Origin of the sequence: Paracoccus sigandri (genome assembly GCF_003709565.1) — a bacterium.
GTDB lineage: Bacteria > Pseudomonadota > Alphaproteobacteria > Rhodobacterales > Rhodobacteraceae > Paracoccus > Paracoccus siganidrum.
On record NZ_QNRC01000040.1, the window covers coordinates 18,303 to 28,918 of the forward strand.

The window sequence follows — 10,616 nt, forward strand, 5'->3', positions numbered from 1 at the left end:
TCAGAGTGCCTCTGCGCCCGAGATGATCTCGATCAGTTCCTTGGTGATCGCGGCCTGACGCGAGCGGTTGTACTCGGTGGTCAGGCGGTCGATCATGTCGCCGGCATTGCGCGTGGCGTTGTCCATCGCGCTCATCCGCGCGCCCTGTTCCGAGGCGGCGTTTTCCAGCAGCGCGGCGAAGATCTGCGTCGCGACCGAACGCGGCAGCAGCTCGGCCAGGATGCCTTCCTCGCCCGGCTCGTAATCATAGAGCGCAGACGCCGCCGCGGCCTCGTCCTCGGGCGCTTCGGCCGGGATGACCTGGCGCGCGGTCGGGATCTGGCTGATCACCGACTGGAAGCGGTTGTAGAAGATCGTGACCACGTCGAATTCGCCGGCTTCGAACCGGTCCAGCACCTCGTCGGCGATGGCGCGGGCATTGTCATAGCCCACGCGCTTCACCTCGGACAGGTCGACGTGATGGATGAAGCGGTCGCCATAGTCGCGCTTCAGCTGTTCGCGGCCCTTCTTGCCGACGGTCAGGATGGCCACGCTCTTGCCCTCGGCCTTCAGCCGTTCGGCATGCTGGCGGGCCAGCTTGGCGATCGAGCTGTTGAAGCCGCCGGCCAGGCCGCGTTCCGAGGTCATCACCACCAGCAGGTGCCGCTGGTCGCTGCCGGTCCCGGCCAGCAGCCGGGGCGCCGTTTCCGAGCCCGCCGCGCTGGCGGTCAGGCCGGCCATCACCGCCGCCATGCGGTCGGCATAGGGGCGCGCGGCCTCCGCCGCTTCCTGCGCGCGGCGCAGTTTCGCGGCGGCGACCATCTGCATCGCCTTGGTGATCTTCCGCGTGTTCTTGACGCTTCCGATCCGGTTCTTGAGATCCTTGAGGCTGGGCATCTGTTACCCTCCTCAGGCGCGGGTCTTGTTGTATTCGTCCAGCGCAGCCTTGATCGCCTCTTCCAGCTCGCCCGAGACCTTGCGGTCGTTGCGGGTCATGTCGTCCAGAAGCTCGGACTTCTGGTTGCGCAGGAACTGGATCAGGCCCTCTTCCCAGGCCACGACATCGCCCACCGGCACGTTGTCGATATAGCCCTTGGTGCCGGCATAGATCACGATGACGATCTCGGCATTGGTCAGCGGACGGTATTGCGGCTGCTTCATCAGCTCGGTCAGGCGCGAGCCGCGGTTCAGCAGGCGCTGGGTCGCGGCGTCGAGGTCGGAGCCGAACTGCGCGAAGGCGGCCATCTCGCGATACTGGGCCAGTTCCAGCTTGACCGGGCCGGCGACCGACTTCATCGCCTTGGTCTGGGCGGCCGAGCCGACGCGGCTGACCGACAGGCCGGTGTTCACGGCCGGGCGGATGCCCTGGAAGAACAGCTCGGTTTCCAGGAAGATCTGGCCGTCGGTGATCGAGATCACGTTGGTCGGGATATAGGCCGACACGTCGCCCGCCTGGGTCTCGATGATCGGCAGCGCGGTCAGCGAGCCGGCGCCATTGTCCTCGTTCAGCTTGGCCGAACGCTCCAGCAGGCGGCTATGCAGGTAGAAGACGTCGCCCGGATAGGCTTCGCGGCCGGGCGGACGGCGCAGCAGCAGCGACATCTGGCGATAGGCCACGGCCTGCTTGGACAGGTCGTCATAGATGATCAGCGCGTCCATGCCGTTATCGCGGAAATATTCGCCGATCGCGGTGCCCGAATAGGGCGCCAGGAACTGCATCGGCGCCGGGTCCGAGGCGGTGGCGGCCACGATGGTCGTGTAGGCCATGGCGCCGGTCTCTTCCAGCTTCTTCACCAGCTGCGCCACGGTCGAGCGTTTCTGGCCGATGGCGACATAGACGCAATGCAGCGTCTTCATGCCCTCGTCCTCGCGGCCGTTGTAGTTCAGCTGGTTCAGGATCGTGTCCAGCGCGATGGCGGTCTTGCCGGTCTGGCGGTCGCCGATGATCAGCTCGCGCTGGCCGCGGCCGACGGGGATCATCGCGTCCACCGATTTCAGGCCGGTCGCCATCGGCTCGTGCACCGACTTGCGCGGCATGATGCCCGGCGCCTTGACGTCGGCGATGCGGCGCTCGGTCGCCTCGATCGGGCCCTTGCCGTCGATCGGGTTGCCAAGGCCGTCCACGACGCGGCCCAACAGCGCCTTGCCGACCGGAACGTCCACGATCGAGCGGGTGCGCTTGACGGTGTCGCCTTCCTTGATCGAGCGGTCGTCGCCGAAGATCACGATGCCGACATTGTCGGTTTCCAGGTTCAGCACCATGCCGCGGATGCCGCCGGGGAATTCCACCATCTCGCCGGCCTGCACCTTGTCCAGGCCATAGACGCGGGCGATGCCGTCACCGACGGACAGCACCTGGCCGACCTCGGCCACCTCGGCCTCCTGACCGAAATTCTTGATCTGATCCTTGAGGATCGCCGAAATCTCGGCTGCCTGGATTCCCATTATCCGACCTCTTTCATAGCGTTCTGGAGGGAGGCGAGCTTCGAGCGGATCGAGCTGTCGATCATCTGCGAGCCCAGCTTGACAATCATGCCGCCGATGAGACCCTCATCGACGCGCGCGTTCAGTTTGACTTTCTTGCCCGATTTCGCGGCCAGCGTCTCGGTCAGGCGCTTCTGCTGCTCGTCGCTCAGGGCGACGGCGCTGGTCACGTCGGCGGTGACCTCGCCGCGCGCCTCGGCGATCAGGTCGCGCAGCCGGGCGACCAGCTGCGGCAGCACGAACAGGCGGCGGTTCCGGGCCATCAGCTGCAGCGTGTTGGCCAGCGTGGCCGACAGCCCCATCTTCGCGGTCAGCGCGGCGATGGCGCGGGACTGGTCGTCGCGGGTATAGAGGGGCGAGGTGATCAGCGCGCGCAGGTCGGCGCTGTCATTGAGCGCGGCGCCCAGATCCTCGATCTGGCCGGCCAGCGCGTCGAGGCCGCCTTCCTCGCTGACGATGTCGAAAACGGCCTGCGCATAGCGCCCGGCGATGCTGTGGGACATGGAAGCAGAGTTGGCCACGGTCATCCTTTACGGTTTGCGCACACCCCGTCGGCGGGCCGGGTTTCCGGTCTGTCGCGGGGTGCGGGTCGCGGTCGCACGGCTTTTGGAGGGCCGTCCTGAATTCTGCGGCGTCTCTAGCAGGTCATTTCGGCTGCGGCAACCGCCTAGGACACGGAAATGAGAGCCATCCGACCAATGATCTGCGACGTTAGCGCGTGGCAGGGACAGGGCCGCGCGGATCGCCGCGCAAGGGGGTGCGGCAGCCTGTCGCAGGCAGGGCCATGACGCCCCTTTTCGGACGCGACCGCGCGCCCCTTCGTCCGCCCGATTCTCTGGCAGAACGGTCCCTGTCGCCCCGCCGGCCGGGGCATCACGGATCGCGCCGCCGGTGGCGCACCGGCCCCGAGGCCAGCCGCCCGCCGGGCTTGGGCCGCGCCACCCCATCGAGGATGTCCAGCGGGCTGGGCACATGCACCTTCACCCCCGGCCCGACCGGTCCGCGGACCTGCTTGGACAGCTCGACCAGCACCACGCCCGCGATCAGCACCCGGCTGATGCGCGTGCCGGTCCTTTCCCACATCTGGGCGCTGCGCAGCCAGAAGCGCCGGTCCGAGGGCGGGATGTAGACGGCCGAGCCATGCCATTCGCCGACGAAGCCCGCCGCGCGGGTCTGCGCCTCGATCTGGCCGGTCGTGTAACTGCGCCCGAAGCCGAAGGGCGTGCGGTCCGAGGCCGCCCACAGCCCGGCCCGGTTCGGCACCATCACGATCATCCGCCCCCCCGGCCCCAGCGCCCGCCAGGCCTCGTCCAGAAGCGCGCTGGGATGGTCGCTGGTCTCCAGCCCGTGCAGCATCACCAGCCGGTCCAGGCTGCCGGTCTCGACCGGCCATGCGGTCTCGTCGCACAGGACGCTGTGATTGGGCGCGCCCGCCGGCCAGCCCATCACCCCCTGCGGCCCCGGCATCAGCGCCGTCACCCGCCGCGCCGTCGCCAGGTAGGGCCGCAGCATCGGCGCGGCGAAGCCGTAGCCCGCCACGTTCATGCCGTGGCAGCTCTCGGGCGGCCAGCGCTCGGCCAGCCGGTCGCGCAGGATGCGCTGCACCACGCGGCCGAGCGACCGCTGGTAATAGAATCTGCGCAGATCTTCGATATCGTGATGCATTGCACCGGCTGCCGGGTTTTGTCACGCTGACCACAGCACAGGATGAGGAATTTGCCAATGCCGCTGGAACTGGTCACGCTGCGCTGCCTGCGCGACAATTACGCCTATCTGCTGCATGGCGAGGCAGGCACGGTCCTGATCGACGCCCCCGAGGCCGCCCCGATCCTGCAGGCGCTGCAGGAACGCGGCTGGGGGCTGGACGCGATCCTGCTGACCCATCACCATGCCGACCATATCGACGGCGTGCCCGCCCTCGTCGCCGAAACCGGCGCCCGCGTGATCGGCGCCGCCGCCGATGCCCATCGCCTGCCGCCGCTGGACATCCGCGTCACGCCGGGCGAGTCGATCGAGGTGCTGGGCGAGCCCGTTTCCGTGATCGACGTGTCGGGCCACACGATCGGCCATGTCGCCTTCCATTTCCCCGACTCGCATTACGCCTTCACCGCCGACAGCCTGATGGCGATGGGCTGCGGGCGGCTGTTCGAGGGCGATGCCGCGACGATGTGGGACAGCCTGTCGCGGCTGAACGCCCTGCCCGAGGAGACGCTGATCTGCTCGGGCCACGACTATTGCGCGGGCAACGGCGCCTTCGCGCTGTCGGTCGATCCGGGGAACCAGGCGCTGAAGGCGCGGCTGGCGGCGACGGAATCGGGCGCCCTGCCCTGCGCGCCCGCCAGCCTGCGGACCGAGCGCGAGACCAATCCCTTCCTGCGCGTGGCGGAACTGCGCGCGCCCCTCGGCCTGGAGGGCGCCACGGAGGCCGAGGTCTTCGCGCGGCTGCGGCAGATGAAGGACGCCTTCTGACGCTTGAAAAACGCCCGCCGGATCATCACATCTGCATCAATCGCTGGAAAAACTGGGCATCTGTCGAAATTAGGACTTGATGCCAGCCGCAATCCACCAAATCTTAACTGTATCATGACAGTCTGGGCAGGTGGGCCTCAAGATATGCCCATACCGCCAGCCGACTGACAGGAGACGACCGTGCCAAGTTTCTCGACCTCCCTGGAACAGGCCATTCATCAGGCGCTTGCGCTGGCCAATGAACACCGCCACGAACTTGCCACGCTGGAGCATCTGCTGCTGGCGCTGACCGAGGAACCCGACGCGGTCAAGGTGATGCGTGCCTGCAATGTCGACCTCGACGAATTGCGCAAGACGCTGGTCGATTTCATCGAAGACGACCTGTCGACGCTGATCACCGATATCGAGGGCTCGGAAGCCGTGCCCACCGCCGCCTTCCAGCGCGTGATCCAGCGCGCCGCCATCCATGTCCAGAGCTCGGGCCGGCAAGAGGTCACGGGCGCGAACGTCCTGGTCGCGATCTTCGCCGAGCGGGAATCGAACGCGGCCTTCTTCCTGCAGGAAATGGACATGACCCGCTATGACGCGGTCAATTTCATCGCCCATGGCGTCGCCAAGAACCCCTCCTTCAGCGAATCCCGCAAGATCGTCGGCTCGGACGAGCCGGTCGAGGCCAAGCAGGCGCCGCAGCCCGAGGAGGCCAAGGACGAGACCGCGCTGGCGAAATATTGCGTCGACCTGAACGCCAAGTCGAAGAAGGGCGACGTGGACCCGCTGATCGGCCGCGAGGCCGAGGTGGAGCGCGCCATCCAAGTCCTGTGCCGGCGCCGCAAGAACAACCCCCTGCTGGTCGGCGATCCCGGCGTCGGCAAGACCGCCATCGCCGAGGGGCTGGCGCTGAAGATCACCCGCGGCGAAACGCCCGAGGTGCTGGCCGGCGCGACCATCTTCTCGCTGGACATGGGCGCGCTGCTGGCCGGCACGCGCTATCGCGGCGATTTCGAGGAACGCCTGAAGGCCGTCGTCAAGGAGCTGGAGAACCATCCCGACGCGATCCTGTTCATCGACGAGATCCATACCGTGATCGGCGCCGGCGCGACCTCGGGGGGCGCGATGGATGCCTCGAACCTGCTGAAGCCCGCGCTGGCCGGCGGCAAGCTGCGCTGCATGGGCTCGACCACCTACAAGGAATATCGCCAGCATTTCGAGAAGGACCGGGCGCTGTCCCGCCGCTTCCAGAAGATCGACGTGAACGAGCCGACGGTGCCCGATACGGTGAAGATCCTCATGGGGCTGAAGCCGCATTTCGAGAAGCACCACGACCTGCGCTATACCAATGACGCGATCAAGTCGGCGGTCGAACTGGCCAGCCGCTACATCAACGACCGCAAGCTGCCGGATTCGGCCATCGACGTGATCGACGAGGCCGGCGCGGCGCAGCACCTGGTGACCGAGAGCAAGCGGCGCAAGACCATCGGCCCGCGCGAGATCGAGGCCGTGGTGGCCAAGATCGCCCGCATCCCGCCGAAGAACGTCAGCAAGGACGATGCCCAGGTCCTGCGCGACCTGGATGCGACCCTGAAACGCGTCGTCTTCGGCCAGGACGCGGCGATCGGCGCCCTGTCCTCGGCGATCAAGCTGGCCCGCGCCGGCCTGCGCGAACCCGAAAAGCCGATCGGCAACTACCTGTTCGCCGGCCCGACCGGCGTCGGCAAGACCGAGGTGGCCAAACAGCTGGCCTCGACGCTGGGGGTGGAGCTGCTGCGCTTCGACATGTCGGAATACATGGAGAAGCACGCGGTTTCCCGCCTGATCGGCGCGCCTCCGGGCTATGTCGGCTTCGACCAGGGGGGCTTGCTGACCGATGGCGTCGACCAGCATCCGCATTGCGTGCTGCTGCTCGACGAGATCGAGAAGGCGCATCCCGATGTCTACAATATCCTGCTGCAGGTGATGGACCACGGCAAGCTGACCGACCATAACGGCCGGCAGGTGGATTTCCGCAACGTGATCCTGATCATGACCTCGAACGCGGGCGCCTCGGACATGCAGAAGGCCGCGATCGGCTTTGGCCGCGAGCGCCGCGAGGGCGAGGATACCGCCGCCATCGAGCGGACCTTCACGCCCGAATTCCGCAACCGGCTGGACGCGATCATCAGCTTCGCGCCGCTGTCGCGCGAAGTGGTCGTCCATGTGGTCGAGAAATTCGTGCTGCAGCTGGAAGCGCAGCTGATGGACCGCAATGTCCATATCGAGCTGACGCCCGAAGCCGCCGACTGGCTGGCCGAGAAAGGCTATGACGACAAGATGGGCGCCCGTCCCCTGGGCCGCGTGATCCAGGAAAACATCAAGAAGCCCCTGGCCGAGGAATTGCTGTTCGGCCGCCTGACCAAGGGTGGCGTGGTGCGCGTGAAGATCGAGGACGACAAGCCCGTCTTCGACATCACCGGCCCCGACGCCCCCCGCATCGGCAAGTCGAAGACCCCGCTTCTGACCGCCGACTGACCTTCGCCTGCGGCGCGCCATCCGCGCCGCAGGTTCCTCGCGTAGCCGACCGGCCTCGGCTTGCGCCGTCGCGACATGCCAGGCACAATCCCGCGCCCCTCTTGGAACCGGCGCGGATGACGGTTCACCCCATCGGCCCCGGATCTGCCCGTCCTTGGCACGAATGCCACCGGACCGAACATCTTCCCGCATCGAAACGGCTTGCCGGATCTGCATCCGCTTGTGGATCGCAACCCAGGCCACCGGGCTTCCGACAGGCCGTCCCTCAATGGCGGCTGATGCACATCCCGCGCAGATAGGGCGCTTTCGGCACGATGGCGCCGAATATCGGGGCGGCCACTACAGGGTTTTGCGGTGGCGTTACAATCCGCGTCTATATCCGGCACCGGTCAACAACGGGTGCAACCATGAACCCTTGGTGGATAACGTCGGTGGCGATCAATCGCGCCCTGTGCGGGGACAGGACCGAGCCCCTCTGCTCGCGCGTCTATCGCCAGAACCCCTCGCATTGGCGCAGCGCCTTCATGCGCTGCATGAACGCCCTGTTCCGCGAGACGCATCATTGCGAATCCATCCATGCAAGATGGATCGAAACGCAAGGCCAAGGGATCGATTGCCGCGAAACAACCCCTGACCGGGGGCCCGGCATCAGCAGCGCGTGACGGCGCGACGCGAGGCCAAGGGGCGCTCCTACAGCCCCACCAGCGCGCGGGCGAAATCATTCGCGTCGAAGGCATCCAGGTCGTCGATCTGCTCGCCCACCCCGATGGCATGGATCGGCAGGCCGAAGCGATCGGCCAGCGCCACCAGGACGCCGCCGCGTGCGGTCCCGTCCAGCTTGGTCATCACCAGCCCCGAGACATCGGCCAGCTTGCGGAAGGTCTCGACCTGGCTCAGCGCGTTCTGCCCGGTCGTCGCATCCAGCACCAGCAGCGTGTTGTGCGGCGCCGAGGGGTCCTTCTTGCGGATCACCCGGACGATCTTGGCCAGCTCCTCCATCAGGTCCTGCCGGTTCTGCAGCCGCCCGGCCGTGTCGATCAGCAAGAGGTCGGCGCCATCGGCCTCGGCGCGGGTCATCGCGTCGAAGGCCAGGCTGGCCGGGTCGGAACCCTGCGCGGCGACCATCACCGGCACGTCGGCGCGCTTCCCCCAGACCTGCAACTGTTCGACCGCGGCCGCCCGGAAGGTGTCGCCCGCCGCGATCACCACCTTCTTGCCGGCCGCCTTGAACTGGCTTGCCAGCTTGCCGATCGTCGTGGTCTTGCCCGAGCCGTTCACGCCCACGACCAGCACGACCTGCGGCGTCTTCGGGTAAAGCGGCATGGGCCGCGCAACCGGCGTCATGATCCGCGCGATCTCGCCGGCCAGAAGCTCCTTCAGCTCGGTCGAGCTGACCCGGCGCCCCATCCGCCCCTCGGCGATATTGGCGCTGACGCGCAGCGCGGTCTCGACGCCCAGATCGGCCTGGACCAGCATGTCCTCCAGCTCTTCCAGCATCGCGTCGTCCAGCGCCCGGCGCGGCTCCTCGGCCCGTTCCGGCGCGCGCCCGAACAGCCGCCCCACCAGGCCGCCCGCGGCAGAGGGTGCCGAAACAGCCGCCGGTTCCGAGACGGGCGCGGCCGGGGTCGGCGCCGGGGCCTCCGCCTCGGGCGCCGCCTCCGCCACGATCTCGTCCAGACCTTGCCCGATCCTGTTCGAGGACCGGGTCAACCGCTCGCGCAGTTTGGTGAAAAACGACATGTCCGCATCCTTTCCGTCGGCGAAACCCTATCGCCTCGGCCCGGCAAGGAAAAGCCAAAGCCGCCGACCGCCTTCCGCGAAAAGATCTTCGGGGGCTGCGGAGATCGGAAATTGCCGCGCGCGCGACAAGCGTGCGCGATGTCGTCGCCGGTATGGCCCATGGTGCGCATTTCGCCGGCAAATCGATCGGGCGGCCACGAAAGGCCGGCTTCGGAGGAAAACCGCTCAGGCTGGGCGGCCCGGCGACGCCCGTGAACCGATTGCCGCTTCGGCGCGTTTCGATGCGTGAACGCAATCCTGGGAGGTTCCGATGAAACGCCATTACCTCGCTGCCGCTCTGGCCGTGCCGCTGGCCCTGGCCGCCTGCGCCGCGCCGCCCGAGGAGACGCCCGAGGCAGAGGCCGACCCCTGCGGTTCGGCGCGCTACACGCATCTGATCGGGCAGACATCCCCGACGATCACCGTGCCCGAGGGCCAGGCCTATCGCATCGCCCGCGAGGACGAGCCGATGACCATGGAGCTGATACAAGAGCGCCTGACCTTCATGTTCGACCGCCGCGGCGAATTGCTGTCGGTCAGCTGCAGCTGAACGGCCGCGCATCCCCCGGACTGCGATCGCCGGTGAATCGGCAGGCAAATAAGACCCACAGGGCCTCGTATTTCCTGGGCTTTTTGCGATCTGATACCGAAATTGGCGGCAAATCCGCCCATTTGTCAGGGCCATTAGCGCCCATCGAAACTTCCCAAAAACGACAAAAAAGCCGCCTCGAAAGGCGGCTTGGTCGATGGAATGCTGCGACTGGAAACTAAAGATCGGCGAGACGGTAAATCCCGCAATCGCGCATCGAACCGTGGAGGACCGACCGGATGCCACGTCTGCAAAGTTGCCTCCGGAGGGCATCCGGCGCGAGCGAGTGCTGGCGCGCTAGATCCGCAAGCGTGACGTGAGCGGACCGGAAGCGATCGAAACTGTCGCGTTCGACATGCCAGTGCGCCTCACGACCACAGATGATCGGAACGATCCGCTTCAATAGGGGCGTGCCATCATGAGCTGCCATACGAAGCAAGCTGGCCACGGATCCCGGAGGAATGCCGAGGATCCTGGGGGCTTCCTCCTTGCTGATGCAGGGAGACATGCGCGATGCGTAAAGAACGCTGGACATTTCCTTCTCATCGATCAGTATCGAATCGAAACCTGCCTGCCCTGGTGCGCGTGCCACCCGTGTCAGCTTCCCGGACAGGACGAGCTTGACGATTTTGCCAATAGACCAATGGAATTGGTGGGCTGCCTTGCTCAGGCCAATTGGCGGCCTGAGAACGGCGGTGCGAAATTAGTCCACGGAAGCGGCGGCTTGGTGCTGCTGCGGGCGGTGTAAAAGTCGTCCACCTTTTCCCTTTCTGCGGTTGCCGGGAGGGCGGGAGGATCTACAGCGTGGAGC

Annotated in this window: 9 protein-coding genes; 4 read left to right on the top strand and 5 right to left on the bottom strand. The window is 66.7% G+C overall.

What is annotated here, in order from left to right; translation table 11 throughout:
* From C9E82_RS21360 to C9E82_RS21375, 4 genes are all read right to left on the bottom strand, one after another.
* The gene (locus C9E82_RS21360) at positions 1-876 is read right to left on the bottom strand and encodes a F0F1 ATP synthase subunit gamma (RefSeq protein WP_119898833.1); all 876 of its coding nucleotides are present in this window, start codon (positions 874-876) and stop codon (positions 1-3) included.
* 12 nt (positions 877-888) lie between these two features.
* On the bottom strand, positions 889-2,424 hold the full coding sequence (gene atpA / locus C9E82_RS21365) for a F0F1 ATP synthase subunit alpha (RefSeq protein ID WP_119898832.1): 1,536 nt from the start codon (positions 2,422-2,424) through the stop codon (positions 889-891).
* Positions 2,424-2,984: a F0F1 ATP synthase subunit delta gene (locus C9E82_RS21370; protein WP_183154128.1), complete on the bottom strand. Its 561-nt coding sequence runs from the start codon at positions 2,982-2,984 to the stop codon at positions 2,424-2,426. Before C9E82_RS21370 ends, atpA begins: the two co-directional genes overlap by 1 nt.
* Before the next feature lie 352 nt (positions 2,985-3,336).
* On the bottom strand, positions 3,337-4,128 hold the full coding sequence (locus C9E82_RS21375) for a methyltransferase domain-containing protein (RefSeq protein ID WP_119898830.1): 792 nt from the start codon (positions 4,126-4,128) through the stop codon (positions 3,337-3,339).
* Between the two features lie 57 nt (positions 4,129-4,185).
* Between C9E82_RS21375 and gloB the strand changes: the two genes are divergently transcribed.
* The 3 genes from gloB to C9E82_RS24665 all read left to right on the top strand — a co-directional run bounded on the left by gloB (position 4,186) and on the right by C9E82_RS24665 (position 8,099).
* The gene (gloB, locus tag C9E82_RS21380) at positions 4,186-4,932 is read left to right on the top strand and encodes a hydroxyacylglutathione hydrolase (protein ID WP_119898829.1); all 747 of its coding nucleotides are present in this window, start codon (positions 4,186-4,188) and stop codon (positions 4,930-4,932) included.
* Positions 4,933-5,112: 180 nt separating this feature from the next.
* Positions 5,113-7,437, top strand: a complete 2,325-nt coding sequence (clpA, locus tag C9E82_RS21385) for an ATP-dependent Clp protease ATP-binding subunit ClpA (protein WP_119898828.1) — start codon at positions 5,113-5,115, stop codon at positions 7,435-7,437.
* 314 nt (positions 7,438-7,751) lie between these two features.
* Complete coding sequence (locus tag C9E82_RS24665) at positions 7,752-8,099, top strand: hypothetical protein (protein ID WP_183154129.1); 348 nt, start codon at positions 7,752-7,754, stop codon at positions 8,097-8,099.
* 28 nt (positions 8,100-8,127) lie between these two features.
* On the opposite strand, the gene ftsY is transcribed toward C9E82_RS24665, so the two are convergent.
* Positions 8,128-9,177, bottom strand: coding sequence for a signal recognition particle-docking protein FtsY (ftsY, locus tag C9E82_RS21395; protein WP_119898826.1), 1,050 nt, complete (start codon positions 9,175-9,177; stop codon positions 8,128-8,130).
* A gap of 310 nt (positions 9,178-9,487) precedes the next feature.
* Between ftsY and C9E82_RS21400 the strand changes: the two genes are divergently transcribed.
* Complete coding sequence (locus tag C9E82_RS21400; RefSeq protein WP_119898825.1) at positions 9,488-9,766, top strand: hypothetical protein; 279 nt, start codon at positions 9,488-9,490, stop codon at positions 9,764-9,766.
* Positions 9,767-10,616: the final 850 nt, after the last annotated feature.

What these genes read in the sequence shown, in the direction of transcription:
- C9E82_RS21360 (WP_119898833.1), bottom strand. Translation starts at nt 876, where the DNA reads ATGCCCAGCCTCAAGGATCTCAAGAACCGGATCGGAAGCGTCAAGAAC.
- atpA (WP_119898832.1), bottom strand. Translation starts at nt 2,424, where the DNA reads ATGGGAATCCAGGCAGCCGAGATTTCGGCGATCCTCAAGGATCAGATC.
- C9E82_RS21375 (WP_119898830.1), bottom strand. Translation starts at nt 4,128, where the DNA reads ATGCATCACGATATCGAAGATCTGCGCAGATTCTATTACCAGCGGTCG.
- gloB (WP_119898829.1), top strand. Translation starts at nt 4,186, where the DNA reads ATGCCGCTGGAACTGGTCACGCTGCGCTGCCTGCGCGACAATTACGCC.
- C9E82_RS24665 (WP_183154129.1), top strand. Translation starts at nt 7,752, where the DNA reads ATGGCGCCGAATATCGGGGCGGCCACTACAGGGTTTTGCGGTGGCGTT.
- ftsY (WP_119898826.1), bottom strand. Translation starts at nt 9,177, where the DNA reads ATGTCGTTTTTCACCAAACTGCGCGAGCGGTTGACCCGGTCCTCGAAC.
- C9E82_RS21400 (WP_119898825.1), top strand. Translation starts at nt 9,488, where the DNA reads ATGAAACGCCATTACCTCGCTGCCGCTCTGGCCGTGCCGCTGGCCCTG.